The organism is Desulfosporosinus hippei DSM 8344, from assembly GCF_900100785.1.
In the GTDB taxonomy this organism is placed as follows: Bacteria; Bacillota; Desulfitobacteriia; order Desulfitobacteriales; family Desulfitobacteriaceae; genus Desulfosporosinus; species Desulfosporosinus hippei.
Genome location: NZ_FNCP01000001.1, coordinates 85,556 through 107,922, shown reverse-complemented (window position 1 = coordinate 107,922; position 22,367 = coordinate 85,556). Strand labels below are relative to the sequence as shown.

At 43.0% G+C, this 22,367-nt stretch carries 22 protein-coding genes; 17 read left to right on the top strand and 5 right to left on the bottom strand.

The annotated features are described in order from the left end of the window. Window positions 1-96 precede the first annotated feature (96 nt). The 4 genes from BLS16_RS00535 to BLS16_RS00520 are packed head-to-tail and all read right to left on the bottom strand — an operon-like array spanning window position 97 to window position 2,831. Window positions 97-831: a hypothetical protein gene (locus BLS16_RS00535; protein WP_092328570.1), complete on the bottom strand. Its 735-nt coding sequence runs from the start codon at window positions 829-831 to the stop codon at window positions 97-99. Then, on the bottom strand, window positions 828-1,562 hold the full coding sequence (locus tag BLS16_RS00530; protein WP_092328568.1) for a hypothetical protein: 735 nt from the start codon (window positions 1,560-1,562) through the stop codon (window positions 828-830). Before BLS16_RS00530 ends, BLS16_RS00535 begins: the two co-directional genes overlap by 4 nt. Beyond that, window positions 1,543-2,445: an ATP-binding cassette domain-containing protein gene (locus BLS16_RS00525; RefSeq protein WP_092328565.1), complete on the bottom strand. Its 903-nt coding sequence runs from the start codon at window positions 2,443-2,445 to the stop codon at window positions 1,543-1,545. Before BLS16_RS00525 ends, BLS16_RS00530 begins: the two co-directional genes overlap by 20 nt. Next, window positions 2,442-2,831 (bottom strand): GntR family transcriptional regulator, encoded by a 390-nt coding sequence (locus BLS16_RS00520; RefSeq protein ID WP_092328563.1) that lies wholly within the window; start codon window positions 2,829-2,831, stop codon window positions 2,442-2,444. The genes BLS16_RS00525 and BLS16_RS00520 overlap by 4 nt, the downstream gene beginning before the upstream one ends. Before the next feature lie 245 nt (window positions 2,832-3,076). On the opposite strand from BLS16_RS00520, the gene BLS16_RS00515 reads away from it, so the two are divergent. Together BLS16_RS00515 and BLS16_RS00510 are read left to right on the top strand one after the other, a co-directional pair. Then, entirely contained in the window at window positions 3,077-4,372 is a 1,296-nt protein-coding gene (locus BLS16_RS00515) for a phenylacetate--CoA ligase family protein (RefSeq protein ID WP_092328560.1), read from the top strand. Beyond that, window positions 4,372-4,773 carry an amino acid-binding protein gene (locus tag BLS16_RS00510; protein ID WP_092328557.1) on the top strand — a complete coding sequence of 134 codons (402 nt, stop codon included), beginning with the start codon at window positions 4,372-4,374 and terminating at the stop codon, window positions 4,771-4,773. The genes BLS16_RS00515 and BLS16_RS00510 overlap by 1 nt, the downstream gene beginning before the upstream one ends. A gap of 106 nt (window positions 4,774-4,879) precedes the next feature. Here BLS16_RS00510 and BLS16_RS00505 read toward each other — a convergent pair whose 3' ends face one another. Beyond that, window positions 4,880-6,109, bottom strand: a complete 1,230-nt coding sequence (locus BLS16_RS00505) for a solute carrier family 23 protein (protein WP_092328555.1) — start codon at window positions 6,107-6,109, stop codon at window positions 4,880-4,882. A 347-nt stretch (window positions 6,110-6,456) separates the two neighbouring features. Here BLS16_RS00505 and priA point away from each other — a divergent pair, with 347 nt between their 5' ends. From priA to BLS16_RS00430, 15 genes are all read left to right on the top strand, one after another. Then, window positions 6,457-8,736, top strand: coding sequence for a replication restart helicase PriA (gene priA / locus BLS16_RS00500; protein WP_092328552.1), 2,280 nt, complete (start codon window positions 6,457-6,459; stop codon window positions 8,734-8,736). A gap of 83 nt (window positions 8,737-8,819) precedes the next feature. Further along, window positions 8,820-9,272, top strand: a complete 453-nt coding sequence (gene def, locus BLS16_RS00495) for a peptide deformylase (RefSeq protein ID WP_092328550.1) — start codon at window positions 8,820-8,822, stop codon at window positions 9,270-9,272. A 49-nt stretch (window positions 9,273-9,321) separates the two neighbouring features. Continuing rightward, on the top strand, window positions 9,322-10,293 hold the full coding sequence (gene fmt / locus BLS16_RS00490; RefSeq protein WP_092328547.1) for a methionyl-tRNA formyltransferase: 972 nt from the start codon (window positions 9,322-9,324) through the stop codon (window positions 10,291-10,293). A 124-nt stretch (window positions 10,294-10,417) separates the two neighbouring features. Further along, window positions 10,418-11,110: a zinc metallopeptidase gene (locus tag BLS16_RS00485; RefSeq protein ID WP_092328544.1), complete on the top strand. Its 693-nt coding sequence runs from the start codon at window positions 10,418-10,420 to the stop codon at window positions 11,108-11,110. Next, window positions 11,103-12,467: a 16S rRNA (cytosine(967)-C(5))-methyltransferase RsmB gene (rsmB, locus tag BLS16_RS00480; RefSeq protein ID WP_092328542.1), complete on the top strand. Its 1,365-nt coding sequence runs from the start codon at window positions 11,103-11,105 to the stop codon at window positions 12,465-12,467. Before BLS16_RS00485 ends, rsmB begins: the two co-directional genes overlap by 8 nt. A gap of 49 nt (window positions 12,468-12,516) precedes the next feature. Beyond that, window positions 12,517-13,590, top strand: a complete 1,074-nt coding sequence (rlmN, locus tag BLS16_RS00475; protein WP_092328539.1) for a dual-specificity RNA methyltransferase RlmN — start codon at window positions 12,517-12,519, stop codon at window positions 13,588-13,590. Continuing rightward, complete coding sequence (locus tag BLS16_RS00470; RefSeq protein ID WP_092328536.1) at window positions 13,587-14,405, top strand: FHA domain-containing protein; 819 nt, start codon at window positions 13,587-13,589, stop codon at window positions 14,403-14,405. The genes rlmN and BLS16_RS00470 overlap by 4 nt, the downstream gene beginning before the upstream one ends. Before the next feature lie 52 nt (window positions 14,406-14,457). Next, a complete protein-coding gene (locus tag BLS16_RS00465) occupies window positions 14,458-14,907 on the top strand; it encodes an FHA domain-containing protein (RefSeq protein WP_014904519.1) in 450 nt (149 codons plus the stop codon). After that, window positions 14,888-15,607, top strand: a complete 720-nt coding sequence (locus tag BLS16_RS00460) for a Stp1/IreP family PP2C-type Ser/Thr phosphatase (RefSeq protein WP_092328534.1) — start codon at window positions 14,888-14,890, stop codon at window positions 15,605-15,607. Before BLS16_RS00465 ends, BLS16_RS00460 begins: the two co-directional genes overlap by 20 nt. A 4-nt stretch (window positions 15,608-15,611) precedes the next feature. Then, window positions 15,612-16,895 carry an FtsW/RodA/SpoVE family cell cycle protein gene (locus BLS16_RS00455; RefSeq protein ID WP_092328531.1) on the top strand — a complete coding sequence of 428 codons (1,284 nt, stop codon included), beginning with the start codon at window positions 15,612-15,614 and terminating at the stop codon, window positions 16,893-16,895. Then, the gene (locus tag BLS16_RS00450; protein WP_092328529.1) at window positions 16,895-18,334 is read left to right on the top strand and encodes a peptidoglycan D,D-transpeptidase FtsI family protein; all 1,440 of its coding nucleotides are present in this window, start codon (window positions 16,895-16,897) and stop codon (window positions 18,332-18,334) included. The genes BLS16_RS00455 and BLS16_RS00450 overlap by 1 nt, the downstream gene beginning before the upstream one ends. After that, the gene (gene pknB / locus BLS16_RS00445; RefSeq protein WP_092328527.1) at window positions 18,331-20,121 is read left to right on the top strand and encodes a Stk1 family PASTA domain-containing Ser/Thr kinase; all 1,791 of its coding nucleotides are present in this window, start codon (window positions 18,331-18,333) and stop codon (window positions 20,119-20,121) included. Before BLS16_RS00450 ends, pknB begins: the two co-directional genes overlap by 4 nt. After that, window positions 20,118-21,008 carry a ribosome small subunit-dependent GTPase A gene (gene rsgA, locus BLS16_RS00440; RefSeq protein WP_092328524.1) on the top strand — a complete coding sequence of 297 codons (891 nt, stop codon included), beginning with the start codon at window positions 20,118-20,120 and terminating at the stop codon, window positions 21,006-21,008. The genes pknB and rsgA overlap by 4 nt, the downstream gene beginning before the upstream one ends. 1 nt (window position 21,009) lies before the next feature. Further along, the gene (gene rpe, locus BLS16_RS00435) at window positions 21,010-21,669 is read left to right on the top strand and encodes a ribulose-phosphate 3-epimerase (RefSeq protein WP_092328522.1); all 660 of its coding nucleotides are present in this window, start codon (window positions 21,010-21,012) and stop codon (window positions 21,667-21,669) included. A 10-nt stretch (window positions 21,670-21,679) separates the two neighbouring features. Further along, window positions 21,680-22,321: a thiamine diphosphokinase gene (locus BLS16_RS00430; protein WP_092329125.1), complete on the top strand. Its 642-nt coding sequence runs from the start codon at window positions 21,680-21,682 to the stop codon at window positions 22,319-22,321. The last annotated feature ends 46 nt before the right edge of the window (window positions 22,322-22,367 follow it).

Sequence of the window (22,367 nt, the reverse complement as noted above, 5' to 3'; positions counted from 1 at the left end):
AGCTGAAGAAAAAGATTCAATAAAATAGCATAAAAAAGGCAGGTGGTATTAATTCACCTGCCTTTTTGTTCTGTTAAAAAGAGTGAACCAGTTCAGTTAAAACTGAACAACGGGGTCAACCATTTGAATTTGATCTGTGTGCTGCCCTTTATCGATTACCAGGCTTTTGGGAACGCGGATATAAACAATCTGCTCTCCAAAATTTGTGGAAAGCTCATGAATAGCATAATTTCGATTGCTAAATTGATTTATTGTAAAGTCTGCATTAAGTTGTTTGAAATTCAGGATCTGATGCCCCGGTGGTTTTAAGGACAGCGTTCCATTTTGAAGTGTGAAAGTTGGAGGGGATATTAGCTTTGTAAAATTAACGTCGCCGATATATTGAGCTGTAGCGTATGAAGAAACACCGATTTGTCCATCATCAACAGCTTTTCGCTCAATGAAAACATGGCGACTTCCTGTACTCGCTTGTATGTTAACGGATAAGTGATTTGAATCTGCATTAAAGGTATGGCTGCTATTCTTATAGATTCCTTCGAGTTTACTCAAATCTCTTTCAGAAGGAACACGTTTATTATACAAGTCACTTATAAGATTTTGTGAGGTTGCCACAACTTGATCTTTAGTCTCATTATTTTTTATTAAGCAATTTTCTGGCAATATATATAATATGGGAACAATCATCATTAAAATTCCAAGATACAGCCCAGCTAGCGTTAACGTTATTTTCCAGGAAAGAAGCGTAAAAAGCTTAGCTCTTACTACCGGAATGAAGAATACTATTACAATCACTATTAAAAATATTAGTAAAAGAGATATCATCGCATTCATTGGACGGCCTCCCTTCTATTTGACAATAAAAAACTAAAGCCAAACAGCAGCATGGATGTAATAAGGACCTTTAGAACAAATAAGGGAAATGAAGTCTCCCTCGTGAAAAAAGCAACAAGAGTTTGAACAAAATCTGCATAAACTCTCAATAATCCTAAAATCACTGTAGGAATTACAATTACAAAAGCCATGCTTACCTTAGTCAATACGCCAATCAGGTAACCTATCGCTGAGATTAAGATCATGTATAAAGCTGAAACAGCTGCACCTAGTAATAGATCTATAAAGGGTAGGAAAAATTGGTCAACAATTACTTGGGATCTGTCAAAGGTGAAGTAAATGATAACTCTTAGGAGCACACCGGCAAGTGAGGAAGTTAAGCCCCCAAAAAAACAAGCAGTCATCAAAAAGCCTATATCCGATAGATGTCCAGTGATGTTGTTGGTTACCAGGGGTATCTCAATTCTTTTATATCGCTTTGTAGTTAACTGTATTGCAGTATAGAAAATCCAAACAAGCGAAAACACTATAACTAAACTGGCGGAATAAGTATTAACGGAAACCGATAATTCTCCATTATTAGACGACATATAACTTATTCCATTTAGAGAGAACAGCAGAGCTATAATTTGAGCGAGAATAAGTCCATACAACAAAACTGAATAGCCTTTAAGTTTGTAAAAATACAGTCTGAGAGATATGGATAGGGGATCAATCTTTTTTAAAGACATTATCAATACCTCCTTTGTTGGAAGCTGTTAAATAGACGCACAAGTCGTCTGTTGATATAGGAAACACTTCCAGTCCTTTCTGTTTCATTACTTCGCCTTCTTGTTGCAGTAACTCTTTTCGAAGTACAATGTACAAGTTGTCCTTGGCAAACTCCTCCCTATAGATCAATTCCTTGCCTTCAACAAAGGGCTGTAAGATTTGTGCATTTCCTCTTATACCTACTGCAAGCTCTTTTAATTCCATGACTGGAAGATGAAGGCGCTTGGATCCTTGCTTGATCAAGAGTATCTCCTCTAGTATTTCTTCAAGTTCACTTAGTAGATGGCTCGAAAGAATGATGGTTCTGGGATGTTTTAAATAATCCTTGAGCAATGCCTTGTAAAAGTCCTTCCTCACTGCAGAGTCCATACCCGTCGTCGGCTCGTCAAATAGTGTGAGTGGGCAGCGCGAAGCAATCCCGATGATACTATTAAAGGTGCTTTTGGATCCTTTGGACAAATTGCTGTGAAGCTGGTTGGGGTTAAAGGAAAAATAGTCAAATAGCCCATTTGCAAGAGTATTGTTCCAATTAGCATAAAAGGGCGCGACTTCAGATAATATATCCACGAGTCTAAATGAATCGGGGTACATCATACTGTCATCAATAAGTATTGTCCCAGCAGATCTTTCTAAATTATTAAAGGGCTTTTGTGAATAGATTCGAAGCTCACCGTGAGTTGGCTGGATATGCCCGGCCATTATCTTTAAAAGGGTTGTTTTTCCGGCTCCATTTCTACCAATCAGGCCTGTGATGGTGTTCTCTTCTATTTCAAAGGTTAAGTCATTTAAAGCAGTTGTCTTACCATAAGATTTCGATAGATTATGAGATTGTATAACTTTCAAAGATGTTCCTCCTCCTTACCGACTGGTTTAAAGGCCTGAATCATTTTAATAAGTTCATTTTCACTGACATCTAGCCTTTTCGCCTCTACTACAAGTCCTTTTATCATCTGCTCTAACACCTGCTTTCTTCGCTTAGTCAAGATAAACTGCTTGGCATTTGGTGAAACGAACATGCCAAGGCCCCGCTTTTTATACACAATGTTCTCATCGGCTAAGAGGTTCAATCCCTTGGCAGCTGTGGCAGGGTTAATAGTGAACATATCTGCAAGTTGATATTGTGAATAAATCCGTTCATCTTCTTGAATATTGTTATTAAGTATTTCGACTTCAAGCCACTCTGCAATCTGTAAATATATTGGTTTAATACTATCGGTATTTAAAATCACATTATCTACCTCCAGGCATCCTTAGAGACGTAGTGCATTACTAATGTGATGCACTAATTGAATTGTATACTTAAATGCTATTCATGTAAACAGATTTTCCAATCATTAGAGGCTTTGGCATGAGGAAAAATAGGTGGTATGATATTCGAAACTGTAGTATATTAGATCATATAATTGTGTTTCAGTATGATATCTGTTATAGAAACTATATTTAGTTCAAACAAATTGAAATAGGGGATGGGGTTATGGACTTAGCAAATAATGTATCACAGGAAACGGAACGTACAGAGGAACAGTGGCTGGAGGGACTTCGAAAAACTGTAGAGATGGTTTTGCCTATACATCACTATCAAGAAAGCTATGGGGCGATAGGGATTAAGAGTGCAGCAGATATTAAATCTCTTAAGGATTTTCAGAAACTACCCCTTACTACCAAAGAAGATCTGCGCAAGAATTATCCCTTTGGGCTTTTTGCAGAACCGATGGAGAATATTGTTCGCCTACATGCCTCTTCTGGAACAACGGGTAAGCCGACAGTTGTAGGTTATACTCGCGAGGACATTACACTTTGGGCTAGGATTGTCGCTAATAGTCTTAAAAGAGCAGGCGTAACCAAAAAGGACGTTGTGCAAATCGCTTATGGATACGGATTATTTACCGGTGGAATGGGACTACACTATGGGTGCGAAGAATTAGGGGCAATTGTTGTTCCCATCTCAGGGGGAAATACCGCCCGGCAACTTATGCTTATGCGGGATTTTGGCACAACTGTTTTAGCCTGTACACCTTCCTATGCCCTATATTTAGCAGAGAGTCTCGAAGAATCAGGTATTTCCCGAGATGAGCTGAAATTAAGAATTGGGGTTTTCGGCGCTGAGCCTTGGACTGAAGGCATGAGGGAAGAAATCGAACAACGGCTCGGAATCAAAGCTTACGATATTTACGGTCTTAGTGAAACTATGGGACCTGGTGTAGCAATGGAGTGTCCTGCCCATAAAGGGTTACATATTGATGATCATTTTTATCCGGAGATCCTCGATGAAGAAGGAAATCCGCTGACTGTTGGAGAACGAGGAGAATTAGTCATTACTAGCTTAGACAAAAAAGGTTTTCCCGTTCTGCGCTATCGAACCAAAGATTTAACAACCTTGCATTATGGCACCTGTTCCTGTGGGCAAGTAGGTTGGACGATGGATCGTGTCTCCGCTCGAGTGGACGACATGCTGATTATCCGTGGAGTTAATGTCTTCCCAAGTCAAATTGAAGAGGCAATTCTCCTTGAGGGTTTTGAACCTCATTATTTGCTGGTTGTATACCGAGTTGGCAATTTGGATCAACTAGAGGTTCAAGTAGAAGTGAACGAAACCAGCTTTTTTGACGAAGTCCGGGAGTTAGAGGCCCGTCAACAACGCCTTCATAAGAGAATTGAAGACGTTCTGGGGATTTCTGTGCGTATTCGGCTTGTTGAACCTAAAAGTATTCCGCGAAGTGAGGGGAAAGCTGTAAGGGTTGTCGATAAACGAAATAAGGAGGTAAAATAATGCTTCAATTATCGATTTTTTTAGAAAATGCTAAGGGACGATTAGCGGAGGTCATAAGTCTTTTAGCGGAATGCAAGGTTAATTTGCGGGCTTTGTCATTAGCTGATACCAAAGATTATGGAGTGCTTAGAATCATCGTAGATGATCCGGAAGGAACTGCCCTTAAATTACGCGAACGAAAAGTTGTGGTTTCTTTGACACCCGTTTGGGTGCTCAAAGTTCCTGACCGCACAGGCGGGCTTGCTGAAGTACTGAACCAGCTCGTCCAACAAGATGTAGTTGTGGAATACATGTATGCCTTTGTTGAGAAAGAGAACGAGCAGGCCTTAGTTGTGCTCAGAGTGCAAGATAAGGCGATTATGGAAAAGGCCATGCAGACACTTAATCTTCCTGTACTTTAAAGAAGAAGTTATGCGACTGGGGACACCCACTTATAGTGATGGTGTCCCCAGTTTTTTGTTCTTGATCAAAAGAAAAAGGACGCTTACGCGTCCTTTAAACGATTGTTTACTGATTCAATTTCCCACTGGGGTTTTCAGAATGTCCTCTCAAAACGAGGTTTAAGGTTATTCCGACAACGGTGGCCCAGGCTACGCTATGTTCCGGAAGTCCGATTCCGAGAGCAAAGATGACTGAGGCAATAATGAGATTTTTTGTTTCGGAGAAGTCTATTTTAGCTTCGATAAGCGTACGTAATCCCGCTGCGCCGATCATACCGAAAAGGAGTATACAAACTCCACCCATTACTGCTGTAGGAATAGACATGATAGCAGCTTGTAAAGGGTTAATCATACTAAAGGCGATGGCCAGAAAGGCGGCAATCCAGATATTAAAAGTGCTGTATACTCTTGTCACTGCTAAGACTCCAATGTTTTCACCATAGGTAGTGACAGGAGGACCACCGATAAAGCTGGCTACGGCAGTAGCTAATCCGTTACCAAGGAGGACTCTATGAAATCCCGGGTTTTTAATAGGATCAGAATGAGTGATGTTGCCCAGAACTATCATGTGTCCTAAATCCTCAATGATGGTCACCATGGCTAGGGGGGCCATTACTAAGATGGCTGCTTTGTCTAAGCTGGGTAGTTGAAAGTTACTTCCTAACTGAACGGGAAAGAGGAAAAACTTTTCAGGTCTTAAAGTGGCTAAAATAGGTGCGAAATCCACAAGTCCCATGCCCGCGGAAACGATATAACCGATAATGATTGCAACTAAGATGGGAATAATCTTAAAAAAACCTTTAGCATAAACGGAAAGGAGAGCTGCAACGGCTAAAGTGAAAGCGGCGATATACCAATTGCCGGAGGCCATATCTGCAGCTACCGGAGTCAGGCTTAAGCCGATAATAGCAACGACGGGCCCAGCTACTATAGGGGGAACAATAGTATGAATCCATCGTGTTCCGAAAGCCGCCATCAACAGATAGAGGACGATGTACACAACGCCAACTGCTAAAACTCCGCCCATAGCTCCGGAAGTGTTACCGGATTGAACAAAGGTGGTTAAAGCAGCAATGTAAGCAAATGAGGAACCGAGATAGGCTGGAACTCTGCTTTTGGTCAGTAATAAGAATATAATAGTACCGATTCCTGAGGAAAGGAGAGCTACTGATGGACTCAGACCGGTTAAAAAAGGAACTAAAACTGTTGCGCCAAACATGGCAAAGACATGCTGTAAACCGAGGGGAATCGCTTGGGCAAGGGGGAGCTTCTCGTGAATCTGAACTTCTGTCGACATAATTTTACCTCCTCTTTCTAACAAAAAACCTCTTCCCCGCCCGCAAGCAAGAAAGAGGTGTCCATGTTAAAATCATGGTTCGCCATTCCCTTCTTAGTCTCACGGGACTAATTTAAAGGTTAGGAATTTAACTGTCCTAAAGCATATCACAAGTTATTCTACTTTGACAAGAGAAATTTGCTATTTGCTATGAAAGATTGTGAAATTAATCCTAATAATGTTGATTTATAGCCCACCTATAGGTGTTTTAAATTGTAATCCGAAGCTAAGATTTGATATAATGTATTTTGACCAATATTGACATTAGCGCTATTGATTTAACATCGTTTAATTAAGGAGGCCACATCATGTTTCGCTATGCTGAAGTATTGGTTGATGTAGCAAATCGGCGTCTGGATCAGAGCTATCATTATAGTATTCCAGAACATCTTAGTATAAAGTCTGGAATGAGAGTGCTGATCCCGCTTCAAAATCGAAAAGTTCAAGGGCTCGTAGTCAACCTGATGAATCATCTGCCAGAGGGATTAGATAGTATTAATCTAAAACCCGTGCTGGAAATTGCCGAGAGGGATAGTCTGGTTCCTGAAGATTTAATCGAACTTGCCCAATGGCTGGCGCAAACAACAGTTTGTTCTGTAGCCCAAAGTCTACATACAGTTTGGCCGCTCCTAAAAGGGAAGGTGGAAGAGTGGATTGTCCCGTTAGCAACAATGGAGGATACCGATATTCAGGCTCTGCAATGGCTGGATTCCGAGGCTTTTAGGGCCCTAACTGTTCTTAACCGAGCAAGAAAAAAAGCTATTCCTTTGAAAACTTTCTTAAAGCGAGCGGATGTCACGCAAGGGATGCTTGAGAAACTACTCAAACAAGGATGGGTAAAAAAAGAGGTTCGCTTTCTTACGACGAGAGAAGATTCTTCTCTTAAGCAGTCCATTGCTGAAGGGCCAAAACACGAGACAAAAAATGTGGAAACTTCGAGGGATAGAACCTACGAGTTGACTAGGGAGCAGTCATCAGCTGTGCAGGGTGTATTGAGTTCGTTAGAAGAAGGTGCGTCTCAAACAGTATTATTACATGGTGTAACCGGTAGTGGAAAAACAGCAGTCTATCGAGAATTGATTGCTCAGGTTTTGGCTCAAGGTGGAGATGCCATTCTTCTGGTGCCTGAGATATCGTTAACATCACAAGTTGCACGTTATTTCGAGAGTCAATTCGGAGAGCAAGTTATTATCTTACACTCGGGTATACGTCAGCGGGATAAGATGAAGGCATGGGCGGACATTGTGTCAGGGAATAAACGAATTGTGATTGGTGCACGTTCCGCAGTGTTTGCACCTTTGCCCAATTTGCGCCTGATTATTTTGGATGAGGAACACGATGGGGCATATAAACAGGATGAAAACCCGAAATACCATGCGCGGGATGTTGCTCGTAAAAGGATGGATCAACTCAAAGGTGTGGTTCTACTTGGAAGTGCAACACCATCCTTAGAAGCCTATGCGGCGGCGCAATCAGGTAAAATCCGTATGATAACTATGACTTCGAGGATCGGAAAGAGTGTATTGCCGACTGTTGAAATCGTGGATATGCGAGAGGAACTTCGCCAGGGCAACCGAAGTATATTCTCCCTGACGTTACAGCAGAAATTACAGGAAAGGCTGGTTCGAGGCGAGCAAGCCATGCTTTTCTTGAATCGGAGAGGGTATTCAACCTTTGTAATTTGTCGTGACTGTGGGTATGTAGTCAGTTGTTCCAATTGTGAGATTGCCTTGACTTATCATACTCAAGGGCAGGCGATGCGGTGCCATTATTGCGACCATCAAGAATTGCCGCCCCATACTTGCCCAAATTGTAAAAGTAGATTTATTCGGTTTTTTGGGCAGGGAACTCAACGTGTGGAGGAAGAGCTCCAAGGTCTCTTGCCAGAGGTTCCGATCTTGCGTTTGGATTTTGATACAACCAGGTCTGCTGAAGGGCATAACATAATCTTGAATAAATTTAGGCGCCAGGAAGCTTCAATACTTGTAGGAACGCAAATGATGGCCAAAGGCTTAGATTTTCCTAATGTTACTTTGGTCGGGGTGATTGCCGCTGATCAAACCCTTAACATGCCGGATTTTCGAGCCCGGGAGCGCACGTTTCAACTTTTGACTCAGGTTGCTGGGCGGGCGGGCCGGAGTACAAAACCCGGTGAGGTGGTAATACAAACCTACTCTCCACATGATAGTGCTATTCTAAGAGCCTCACACCATGATTTTGAAGGTTTTTTTTGGGAGGAGATCCGTTATCGCAAAGAACGAAAATACCCACCCTATACACATATCTTAAGAGTTTTATTGTTGCATGAGAAAGAGGATCGTGTTATTAAAGGTGCTAATGAATTAGGCGCTTGCTTACAACAAGGAATGCGAGAACCTAAATTTGGAAATACTGACTTGGATATTCTTGGCCCCGCGCCTGCCGTCTTAGTTAGGCTCAGGAACCAGTGGAGATGGCAAATTTCTGTCAAAGGAAAACGGCAGGATTTACTTAGAGAGTTTTTGCATCAGGGAGTACAAAGGTTTTTTAGAAGTTCGGCTAGTAATGGAATTATATTAAACATTGAGGTTGACCCACTCTCAAGTTAATGGTGTGGGAACCCAAAAATTTAATTCTGGTTTTAATTCTTAGATTATTTGTAAGGCTTTTATAATGAAAGGAGTAATCAGAAATGGCTGTTTATCAAATTGTAGAAATTGGTGCAGATGTTCTGCGTGAAAAGGCTAAAGAGGTTAAAGAAGTTAACGAATCAATCATCAAGCTTTTGGATAACATGGTGGATACAATGCGTGCCGCAGAGGGAGTAGGGTTGGCAGCCCCGCAAATAGGGGTTTCTAAGAGAGTAATTGTCGTTCAAGTAGACGATGTGCTGGTAGAGCTGATTAATCCGGAAATTTTAGAAAAAGAAGGAGCTAACAGCGCAGAGGAAGGGTGTTTAAGTATTCCCAATATGACCGGAGACGTGGTAAGGGCTGCGAAAGTTCGAGTGCAAGGGTTAAACCGAAAAGGAGAGATGGTCGATATTCGGGCGGAGAAATTATTAGCTCGCGCGTTACAGCACGAGATCGATCACCTAGAAGGAATACTTTTTGTAGATGTTGCGAAGAAAACCTATCGAGCCTAAAGTTCGAACCAATAACTACGAACAACGAACCATGAGTAGGGGGGATAGTATGCGTGTTGTTTTTATGGGTACCCCTGATTTTGCTGTACCTACATTGAGAGCCTTAGCGGAGAGTGGTCAAGATATAGTGGGAGTTTTCACCCAACCTGATCGACCGGCGGGCCGCGGAAAGAACTTAAAACCCAGTCCCGTAAAAGTTGCTGCTGAAGAATTAGGTCTATCTATTTTTCAACCCAGCTCAATAAAAACTCAGGACTGGATTCAACAACTAAAGGATTTAGCTCCCGAGAGTATTATTGTGGTGGCATACGGGCAAATTCTCCCTAAAGAGATCCTTGGATTGCCTAAACATGGATGTATTAATGTCCATGCTTCACTGCTTCCGGCTTATCGCGGAGCAGCTCCAATCCATTGGGCGGTAATGAAGGGAGAAACCGTTACGGGAGTAACCACTATGCTGATGGATGAAGGACTGGATACAGGGGATATGCTCCTAAAACGGGAAATCATCATAAAACCTGAATCAACCACGGGAGAAATTCACGATGAGTTGGCGACTATAGGTGCAGAGCTTCTAATTGATACTTTAAACCTGATTGAAGTAGGGAGAGTCATACCGACACCTCAAACAGGGGAGTCCAATTATGCACCTCTTTTAAAACGAGAGCATGAAGGATTAGATTGGTCTCGTAGGGCGGTTGATTTACATGATCAAATTCGTGGATTAAACCCATGGCCGGGTGCATTTGCTAAATTTCGAGGAGAAAACTTCAAAGTTTGGCGGAGCTTACCCTTTTTCCCACCAGGTGAGGTTGTAGAAACGGAAATAGAACATGTAGAATCAAAGGCAACGGTCAATTGTCCAGGTCAGATTATTCAAGTGCTTGGAGACAGTTTACTTGTTCAGACCGGTGAGGGGATACTCCGTGTGATTGAGGTTCAACCGGCAGGGAAACGCGCGATGCCGGCACGGGACTTCTTAAACGGTCGCCACGGTCAAGTAGGAGAAGTTTTTGAGTAAACTCGTTTAGCTAAAGTTGAACACCGAGGCTTCAAGGGGGGATTCTATCCCTAAGCCTTTTTAGCGGTTAGAAATTTTCCATTAGCATGTTATTAACTATTAACTATTAAAAGGAGGTTCGCTTATGCCTTTTTTTTGGGATCCGACGATGGTTCTTCTAATTCCGGCGATATTACTTTCGTTATTTGCTCAATTTAAGATATCTTCTTCTTATAATCGTTACTCTAAAGTTCGTGCACAGTCAGGGCTTACGGGGGCTCAAGTAGCCCGAGGTATCTTAAATAGCAATGGTCTCTATGATGTACGGGTAGAACCGGTTGGAGGCCGACTTTCTGACCATTATGATCCGCGAACCAGGATTATTAGACTTAGTGAGGACGTTTTTCATGGCAGCTCTCTTTCTTCTATCGCTGTAGCGGCGCATGAAACAGGGCACGCTTTACAGCATGCCTCAGGGTATTTTCCCATGCAGCTCAGGTCTTCATTTGTGCCTGTTGCCAATATTGGCAGTGGGGCAGGTCCGATTTTAATTATGATTGGACTTTTTATGCCGACCTATGGATGGCTTCTGGAACTAGGGATCTTTGCTTTTGCCTTTGCTGTACTCTTTCAAGTGATTACGCTTCCGGTAGAATATAATGCCAGCAGTAGAGCTTTATCTCTTTTACAAGAAGGGCGAATGCTGGGGAGTGAGGAAATCGGCGGAGCACGTTCAGTGTTAAATGCAGCTGCTTTAACTTATGTGGCAGCCGCTTTGGCGGCGATCCTCCAATTGCTGAGATTCATACTGATAGCTCGGGGTAGAAGTGATGATTAAAGAGACTGCTCGTGGAATGGCTGTCAATCTGCTGACACGTGTCGAAGTAGAAGGCGCCTATGCTAATCTGCTTTTGCAAAAAAATATCTCCAGGTTAATAGATTCTAGAGATCGACAATTTGTAACACTTCTGGTAAATGGTGTACTAAAACATAGATTAACCCTAGATTACGCTCTAAGAAAGCATTTGAGTAAACCAATGTCGTCACTTCCTCACGAAGTCAGGGCAATTTTACGAATTGGGGCTTTCCAAATTCTTTATATGGATAAAGTGCCCCCTGCGGCAGCAATTAATGAAAGTGTTGAATTAGCCAAAAACTATCCCAAATTTCCTGGGTTAGTAAATGTAGTCTTACGTAAGGTTATGGAAAAGGGGTGGGATATTCCTTGGCCGGATCTGAAACGTGAACCGGCTCGTTATCTCTCAGTACGCTATTCACATCCCGAATGGTTGATTCTACGTTGGCTGAAACGCTGGGGAGCTCAGGAAACTGAAGCTTTATGCAAAGTTAATAATGAGCCAGCTCAAACTTGGATTCGAACAAATACCTTGAAAATTTCACGAGAGGCCTTGAAAGAGCGGCTAATTAGTGAGGGAATTAGCGTGGAATTAGGGCTCTTAGTGCCTGAGAGCTTAAAGATTCAAGATTTTGGTGCGTTAGAACAATTGGCAAGCTTTCAGGAGGGGCTGTTTACCGTTCAAGATGAAAGCTCCCAGTTGGTTGCCCATGTGGTTGATCCGAAACCGGGACAGTCTGTATTAGATACTTGTAGTGCTCCGGGTGGAAAATCTACTCACCTGGCTCAGCTAATGCAAAACAAAGGTGAGATCCAAGCCTTTGATATCCATAATCACAAATTAGAACTTATTGGGCAGTTAGCGACGAAACTTGGTATAACAATTATTCAGCCTCAGTTCGGCGATGCGAGAGATTTGCCTGGGATAAGGTTGGAATCTCAAGATCGCGTTCTTGTTGACGTTCCCTGTTCCGGATTGGGAGTTCTTCGACGCAGAGCAGATTTGCGCTGGCAAAAAGAAGAACAAGGCCTTCAGGAATTACCTTCATTGCAATTTGCAATTTTAGAACGGGCTGCATCTTGTGTCAAAGAGGGTGGAACTCTCGTTTATTCAACTTGTACAATCGAGCCTGAGGAAAACTTCGAACTTGTTAAGAAATTTCGGACTGCCCATCCGGAGTTTGAACCGGTTAATCTGGTTGAAGATCTCCCCTTTAGACTTGAGGAGAAGCGAGATATTCAACAAGCTAGTAAGGGGATGTTACAGCTTATGCCTCATCGTCATGGAACTGATGGATTCTTTTTAGCAAAATTTCGGCGAACTAATCCGCAAGAATAAAACAATTTTTATTAATCAGGAAGTTTAACTGGAATGAATTGGGTGAATAATAACTATTATGGAAAGAATTGAGTTGCGCGGTTGTTCAGAAGATGAACTGATTGAGATCTGTCAGAAAATAGGGTTAAAAAGATTTCGGGCAATCCAATTGTTTCAATGGGTACAGCAGAAAGCTGTGCGTTCCTGGGCTGATATAAAAAACATAAGTAAAAGTGACCTGGAAACATTAAGCAATCACTTACATTTTTCTGTCTTAAATAAGGTTCGTGAGCAACGCTCTAAGGACGGTACGCGAAAGTATTTGTTTCGTCTTGAAGATGGTGAGACGATTGAGTGTGTCTTGATGGATTATGCCAGGTTAAAAGCTCGGGATAGACATACGATTTGTGTGTCAACTCAAGTTGGATGTCCTGTGGGGTGTGCGTTTTGTGCTACAGGCTTAGAAGGCTTTAGGCGCAACTTGAGTGCTGCCGAAATTATTAGTCAAGTATTAGATATTTCTCAAGATATTCGGCAAGAGGATCCCGATTTTCAAGTAACGAATATAGTATTTATGGGAATGGGAGAACCCATGCTCAATTATGATCAGGTTCTTAAATCAATCCGGGTTTTGAATCAAGCTCAGGGGTTGAATATTGGTATGAGGAGGATGACAATTTCTACGTCTGGAGTTGTACCAAAAATTATTCAGTTGGCTAAGGATAATTCTCAAGTGGGTCTTGCAGTATCCCTTCATGCAGCAGACGATAGCACGCGAGATAAATTAATTCCTATGAATCGCCGCTATCCTTTGAGTGAACTAATGGAAGCATGTCGGGAGTATAGCAGAATAACTCATCGCCGGATTACCTTTGAAGTTGCTTTGACTGCTGATAATTCGAAGCCAGCTGAAGCTGAGGCTCTTGCTCGATTATTAAAGGGTCAGTTAGGACATGTTAATCTAATTCCGGTCAATCCAGTAGTTGGAACTGGTATGGAGCGTCCTGGTCAAGAGAAAATTGTGAAGTTTGCCCAGGTGTTAGAAGATGCAGGGATTTCTGTTTCTTCCCGTGAAGAACGGGGTACAGATATTGATGCAGCTTGCGGTCAACTTCGCCGACAGTGGGAGGGTAAGTTAGTATGAGCCTATTGGCCCGATTTGAAGGGATGGCCGAGTTTCTCTTTACTGAAGCATTTAAAAAAAGTGCCTCCCGCCTTCAACCAGTAGAAATCGCCAAGGAACTTGTGAAGGCAATGCTTAAAAATAAGCAGGTAAGCATCTCTCAAGTATATGTACCCAACATTTATCGGGTATACCTCCATTCCAAGGATTGGGGGCCAATAGCTAGTTTTGGAGATGCTTTTCTCATTGAGTTATCAAAATACTTGTTTGCAGAGGCAGAACGTAATGGTTATACATTCCTAACTAAGCCTGCTATAGAGTTGCATTCTGATGAGACTGTTAGTCCCCGGCAAATGGCTATTGAAGTCGACTTTGATGACTCAATTGTCGTTGACTGGGGAGAGGATGATCAGGAGACAGCAAAAGATAACGAACAACTTCAACTTAATCAATCGAATTGGCGAGAAAGCACGACAATCTTTAGAGATAGTGTCAAGAATAACTTGTCAGTTGAGGGAATAGCCGGCAGGAATTCAAATTACTATATAGAAATTATAGAAGGGCCGGATATGGGGCAGAGGTTTTCACTTCAGGATGAAGAAGCTATTGTTGGTCGTCATAGCCAATGTAATTTGGTGCTTCGCGATCCTGAAATTTCCAGAAGACACCTAAAGATTGCCCCGGGAGGAGATAACGGTTGGTGGCTTGATGACTTAGGAAGTACGAATGGAACGTTTGTCAATGGTCAACGAATCACCCATCATACAACCGCTCCCGGAGATCGTATAACCATCGGACAAAGTACATTGGTTATACAAAGATCCCCTCTGCCGTGATGTTATGGAGAATTAGTGGTGTTCAACCTCTATTTTCGACTGGGAGGCTTGTATGCAATTTGTTTTAGTGATAGGACGGCTTGCTTTTGTTGCCCTTATCTACCTTTTTATTTTTCGCATTTTTACAGCTCTTTTGGCGGATCTCCAAATGAAGGGAGTTTTTCAACGCTCATCTAATGAATGTGGGCGTTTAGAGGTTCTTACCGGAGGAGAAACCCTTTCACGAGGGCGCGTCTTTAAAGTGGATGGGAAGGGGCTGCGTGTAGGAAGAGGCAAGCACAACGATATTGTTTTGCCGGATCATTTTGCATCCATTGATCACGCTGTTTTTCGGTTGCAAAAAGGACAAACCATATTGGAAGACTTGGGAAGTACGAATGGAACCTGGGTTAATGGAGAGCAAATCCATTCTCCGGTTCAAATGGTAGCTGGAGACTATGTGAAAATTGGAAGCATTACCTTCCAATACTCGAGGTGGCAAAATGAGAGTTCTAAGCTTTAGTGAAAAAGGTTGTATTCGAAAAAATAATGAGGATTCTTTTTTGGTGTTATCGGCCGAAGGTCTTTATGCTGTTGCTGATGGTATGGGAGGACACCGAGCAGGCGAAGTGGCTTCTTCCGTAGCCTTGCATGAGCTGGAGATGTGGATTCCTCGCCTGGAGGGGCTGGAAGAGCTAGCCTTGGAAAACGGATTAACTGAAGCCTTTGTTCAAGCAAATCGGGTAGTGCATGAATCGTCATTGACTGAACCGGAAAATGCGGGGATGGGGACAACGTTGACGGTATTGTTGATCCGGAATAAGAAAGTGTTTATTGCCCATGTTGGTGATAGTCGAGCGTATCTATGGCGAAATGAGATGCTGACACCTTTAACTATGGATCATTCCTTAGTTGGGGAACTTGTTAGATTAGGCCAGATCTCACTCGATGAAGCTAAAAAACACCCTCAACGCAATGTCTTAATGCGTGCAATTGGAGCAGATCCCACCATTGAAGTAGATTGCAGGAGCATTGGTTTGCAATCGAAAGATGTATTCCTCCTATGCACAGATGGCTTTTCAAATATGATCAGCGACCAGGAACTGACGGAAGAATTTCTTGAACCCAGCTCCTGGGAAGAACGGTTTGAAAAATTAAGAAATCTGACGCTGGAAAGAGGAGCCCCGGATAATTTTACAGCCTTGTGCTGTATTATGGAGTAATACTATGATTCTGCGTTTAATCTTACGAGTATTGATTTTAGGAATGATGTGGATAGGACTGGGTTTGCTGAATTTAGATGCTGATTCAAGCAGGCTTCTTTGGCAAGCATTAATTTTTACGGGCATTGTTCTTATTGGCAGCATCCTGGAGCACCTTTTCCGTTTTCAAGGAGATCCCTATATTCTTCCTGTAGTCCAGGCTATTATGGCAATTGGGCTGGTATTTGTCGTGAGAATTAATCCGGATGTAGCTTTACATCAGTTTTGGTGGGCTAATATCGGTCAGTTAATTTTCTATGCTGTGTTATGGTCAATTAGAGATTATCGCTATTTTGGCAGGTTTAGATATATATGGGGACTCTTAGCGGTGGGTCTATTGTTAGTTACCCTTTTATTTGGCTCGGAGCAAGGTGGTGCAACAAGCTCATTTAAGATCGCAGGAATTGGACTTCAGCCGGAAGAGTTTGTTAAGCTGGTCTTGCTTTTATTTATGGCTTCATATTTAGAAGAAAATGAAGAATTACTTCGAGTTGGGACAGTTCAATGGGGAAAAATCTCCTTGCCTGATTGGCGAACCTTAAGACCGTTTATGATTATGGTTGCCTTTGTCCTGGGGATTCTGGCTGCCCAGAAAAGTTTAGGAACAGCCTTAGTGTTTTATATGCTTTTTGTCCTCATGCTTTATGTTGTAACAGAACGGAAGTTGTATTTAGGAATTTCGTTGCCCATTTTTCTGTTAACGGGCACTGTTGGATATATGCTTTTTAGACATGTTCGGGTTAGAGTGTCCGTGTGGTTGAACCCCTGGCAAGATCCCAACGGCATGGGGTACCAAATAGCCCAATCATTGTTTGCTATTGGTGGTGGGAAAGTTTTGGGCACGGGTTTAGGGAATGGGATTGGCGCCTCGACAGTGCCTGTAGCAGTAAGCGATTTTATCTTTTCTGTCATTGCCGAAGAGCTGGGATTTGCCGGAGCAATGGCTGTACTAGTGCTTTTTCTGATTGTAGTTATGAGAGCCTTCTCCATAAGTCTTAAGGCTAAAGATCGTTTTGGGCAAATTTTGGCTGCAGGGATTGGAATTCTTCTCGGTACCGAAACCCTAATAATTCTTGCCGGGGTCACAAAGTTGCTTCCTTTGACGGGAATTCCTCTTCCTTGGGTGAGCTATGGCGGTAGTTCGCTGATAGTCCATTTTATTTTATTGGGGGTTTTACTGAATATTTCTAACGCAACTGCGGTTAGTTCACACAGCAGCAAGAATCGCGGAAGGGAGTATGCAACATAATGCGAGGAGTACGTCAAGTAGCATTAGGCATGGCCTTTAGTTTTTTTGTTTTAAGTCTTGGGTTAGTCTATTGGCAGGTTGTTCAGGCAGATACGTTACTTCAGAATTCCGCGAATCGAAGATTGATTCTTATGGAAAGCCGTGTGACAAGGGGAGGAATTTTTGATCGCAACGGCGAAATAATAGCCCAAACTCAAACGGTAGAGGGAAAAAAGGTCAGAACTTACCCTAAAGGTGAAATGTTTGAACCAGTCCTGGGTTATTCATCGGTAAAGCTCGGGGCAGCGGGACTGGAGGGAAGTCTGGCTGACTGGTTATTAGGAATTAAGAATGCAACTCCCACCCAAGCAGTTCAGCAGCTTTTTGCCTTGCCTCGGCAAGGGAATGATGTGGTTCTTACTTTAGATTCACGTTTGCAGAGTATAGCCTATAATGCCCTTAAAGGAAAAATGGGAACTGCGGTAGCTATAGATCCTCGAACAGGAGAAGTATTGGCCATGGTAAGCCAACCAAGCTTTAACCCTACTAACCTTGATCAAAAATGGAGTGAATTAATTAGCCAAGAGGAAAAGAGGTCTCTGGCCGAAAAGCAAAGACCCTTAGAGCATCGATATTTTTCTCTCTTTCCACCAGGATCGACTATGAAGGTTGTTACCTCTGCAGCTTTATTTCGGAGTGGAGTGAATACAACCGATTTATATCAATGTCAGGGATCAACAATTATTAATGGACAAGTGATTCCGGAGCAAAATGATAAAGCCCATGGCTGGGTCAATTATAATATGGCTTTGGCTGAATCCTGCAATACGTATTTTGCGACCTTTGGAGTTCAGGCGGGAGATAAGACTTTCCTTTCCGTTGTCAAAGGTTTTGGATTTGGTCAGAAGATTCCTTTCGAACTAAACGTACCTCGGAGTTCGATTACGAAGGAGTCTATGAATCCAACAGTTTTAAATACAAACCTGTTGGCGGCCAGTACCTTTGGACAAGGTGAGGTTTTAGTAAGTCCTTTTCATATGGCCCTAATGACAGCGGGAATTGCCAACCACGGTGTGATTATGACACCGCATATTGTTGAGAGAGTTCTAGACTCATCGCAAGATGTATTATTTGAACAAAAGCCGGAGCCCTGGCTGACTGCCCTTTCTAAAGAGGAGGCAGATAAGATTACCAGTGCTATGGTCACTGCAGTAACAGACGGAACGGCGGCGCCAGGGGCCTTGCCTAATGTTCAGGTTGCAGGAAAGACAGGCTCTGCTGAACCTGGTGGGGATGTATTGACACATGCTTGGTATATTTCCTTTGCTCCGGCTGAAGATCCTCAGATTGCAGTAGCTGTAATCGTGGAAAATGGAGGAACCGGGGGCGGGAATGCCGCTCCTATTGCACGACAGATTATTCAGGAAGCACTGAATCAGAAAGTAGGTGACAAAAAATGAGTAAAATCTTCGGAGGACGATACGAGGTTTTAGAGAGAATTGGAGCCGGAGGAATGGCGATTGTTTACAAGGCTAAGGATCTTTTACTTAACCGCGTTGTGACTATCAAGGTTCTCCGAGAGCAGTTTGTTACAGATGAAGACTTTATTCGTCGTTTTCGGAGGGAAGCTCAGTCTGCTGCTAGCTTGTCTCACCCCAATATTGTGTCAATTTATGATGTGGGAAAAGACGGAGATACAGAATACATTGTCATGGAATTTGTGGAAGGTCGTAATCTTAAAGAAATTATTCGTGAATATGCCCCTCTTTCCACAGAGCAATCTATTAATCTAGCCCGTCAAATAACAGGTGCTATTCAAAACGCTCATGAAAATCATATTATTCATCGGGATATTAAGCCCCACAACATATTAGTCACCTCAGACGGACATGCTAAAGTAACAGATTTCGGGATTGCTCGAGCAGTATCTTCAGCTACTGTTACTCATACGGGAGATATTGTAGGCTCGGTTCATTATTTGTCACCTGAACAAGCTAAAGGAATTCAAAGCAATGAACAATCTGACATATACTCTCTGGGTATCGTGCTCTATGAACTTTTAACGGGCAAAGTTCCCTACGACGGTGAAACTCCTATTGCTATAGCCTTAAAGCATTTACAACAGGAGCCCCTTCCGCCGAGTAAGCTTAACCCTCGGATCACAAAAGACTTTGAAGCGGTCATTATGCGAGCGATTGCCAAGACGCCAGAAAAAAGGTATTTGTCAGCTAAAGAATTGCTTGAAGATCTAAACCGTATTCAAGCGGGGCAGCCCATTGAGTGGTTTGGACTTTTTCCTGAGGATGATCCGGAAGCAACACGGACTCATCAAGGGATGAGCAAGGCTCTGGCGCCTTTTGATGTAAAGGATTCTGCAGCAAATAAACCCAACGATAATCCTAATAATAAACGTAAGTTTTGGATTATTGGCGGCCTTGTACTTCTCTTTGTCTTAGTTGGTGGAGGGCTTTGGTTAAAAAATTTCATTGCGGTGGAGTCCACAATTGTTCCGGACTTAGCAGGTAAAACCGTTCCCGTTGCCGAGGATTATTTGAAGCAGAGAGAATTAGTTCGTGATCCGGAGATTACCTATGAGTTTAGCGATAAAGTTGAAAAGGATCGAATCATTTCCCAGGAACCTGAAGCAGAATCCTCGGTTAAGGTTGGCAGAGCTGTAAAACTTACCGTTAGCCAGGGAATTGATAAGGGGGAATTTCCTGATGTCAAAACAGGAAATATGTCAAAGGAACACGCTTTAAATCTCATTCAGAACGCCGGTTTTACAGGGAAAATAACCTTTGTGCCTGCACCGGATGCAAATTTGCCAAAGGATGCAGTGATTGATCAGAATCCGGCACCCAAAGCTTCTTGGCCTAAAAATGGTGATATTACTTTAACTATCAGCGTGGGCCCCCAATGGCAAATCATCAATATGCCCAATGTTATTGGTCGGTCATCTGCTGAAGCGAAAACCATACTTCAGGATCAGAATAAGTTAGTTCTGAACATACAGACAGAAGGATCTAATACCTATCCACTAGATGTTGTGATAAGAACGACTCCTAACCCAGGGGAAAGTATTCAACAGGGTTCGGAGGTAAATGTGGTTGTCTCGAGTGGGCCGGGTCCATTAGCTCAAGGAATGTTTGATCAAGCAAGCAGTGGTAAAGTAATGTTGGCCCAGTCCTTGTCAAGATTTTTCAACATTATCATCCCTAACACGATGCTTAGCGAGGAAAAGAAATGATCGATGGTGTTTTACTCAAAGGATATGGAGGCTTCTATTATGTTTACGCGGAGGACCGAGTATGGGAATGTTCCCTGCGCGGTCGCTTTCGTGTTAAAGATCAAGAGTTTATCCCCGGTGACCGGGTGAAGATTCTACCGGAACAGGAGGATAAGGCGACTATTGAGTCAGTGCTAACTAGGCGGAATGTATTATCCAGACCAACAATAGCTAACGTAGATCAAGCAATTTTGGTTTTTGCTATGACCTCGCCTAAGCCTGATCTTAATCTTTTAGATCGCCTATTGATTCAAGTGACAGATGCAGGGATTGAGCCCATTATAGTTTTTACGAAATTAGATAAGTATAATGAGGATTCTGGAACTGCCCATAAAGAGGGTCTTGAGATCACGGATGTTTACCGCAATATTGGATACATAGTGTTCGAAGTTTCCAGTAAAACCGGTCAAGGGATTGCCGACATTGCTGTACGTCTGACCAATAAGATCAGCGTGCTGGCAGGCCCTTCCGGAGCGGGTAAGTCCAGCCTTTTCAATGCTCTGTCTCCTGGGATTCAGTTGAAAACGGGAGAAATCAGCAACAAATCAAAGCGCGGGCGCCATACCACACGCCATGTAGAATTAATGGTTTGTTCAGGGGGGTTAGTAGCGGACACTCCCGGCTTTTCATCGCTCTTTATGCCGGAGATGAAGCGAGCGGAATTAGCCGATTGTTTCCCTGAATTCGCCATTCGTCGCAACCAATGTCGGTTTAACAGCTGTCTACATGATAAAGAACCCAATTGTGCGATTAAGGCTGCTTTAGAGACAGGAGAAATTTCTCCTATACGTTACGACCATTATCTTATATTCTTAAAAGAAGTAATCGAAGCAGAGAGGAAGTATTAATTTGATTCAAATGGCACCTTCTATATTATCCGCCGATTTTTCTCGTCTGGGAGAGCAGGTGAATTTGGTTGAGGAAGCAGGCGCTGAGGTCTTGCATATCGATATCATGGATGGACACTTTGTACCTAACCTTACCTTTGGGCCGGCCTTAGTGAAATCTATCAGGGCTCAATCACAAATGCGTTTTGACGTCCATTTGATGGTTGATGAGCCGGAAAAATTTATTGCGGATTTTGCAGCTGCCGGTGCCGACCATATCACCTTTCATTTGGAGACGACTCCTCATGTTCACCGCGTAATCCAGCAGATTAAGGAACATGGAATGACCGCTGGAGTTGCCCTTAACCCATCCACTCCCCTTGACGGATTAAAGTATATTCTAGAAGATTTAGATATGGTGCTTTTGATGACAGTCAACCCCGGGTTTGGCGGACAAAAATTTATCACTAATGTTGTCCCCAAAATTCAGGTGCTTCACCATCATCTTACTCAAACCCGATCCGCTTGTCAGATTGAAGTGGATGGCGGCATTAACCTAGAAACGGCACCGGTGGTTGGCAAAGTTGGGGCCCATATTTTGGTGGCTGGCGCAGCTGTGTTCTCTCAACCTGATCCCCAACAGGCTGTAAAAGATATTCGCCAGGCTGCTAGCTTGAGGTAAGGTGAATAAGATTAAGATTGCCGTTTTAGCAAATGGAGCTTGGGATTATGAATGGGGGATTCAAGCTCTTGAAGACGTTAATTTTTTAATTTGCGCAGATGGGGGAGCGAACAATGCTGCCCTATCTTTGCGTATGCCAGATCACGTAATTGGAGACCTGGATTCTATTTTGCCAGAAAACTTAAGTCGATGTGAAGATTCCGGATGTGTCATAGAACGTTACCCCTGTGAAAAGGATGAGACGGATCTAGAGTTAGCTCTTTTGCGTGCTGAGGAAAAGGCTGGTCTGCTTGGTGAACAGGATATATGGCTCTATGGGGCCACAGGAAAGCGAATCGATCATTTCTTAGGGAATGTAGCGCTGATGCTTGCTTATGCTCGGAAGGGATATCGGTTGCGCGTAATTGATCCGGAACAAGACTTATGGATTGTTCAAGGACGGGAAGAGATAAAAGGGGCCCCAGGGCAGGAAATTTCATTGATAGCTCTTTCGGAGAAGGCCGTGGTTACGACAGAGGGGTTATATTATCCGCTGTATAAGGGTGTTCTACTACAGGAGCGTCCTAGGGGTATTAGCAATGTTTTTGTAGGTGAAAAGGCTACGGTTGAAGTTCATGAGGGCTGGGTTATGGTGGTTTTGCCGAGGGCGTGATGGGGGAGGGCATGATGTTGCTCCGCTCACCCATGGCGCCGTCGCT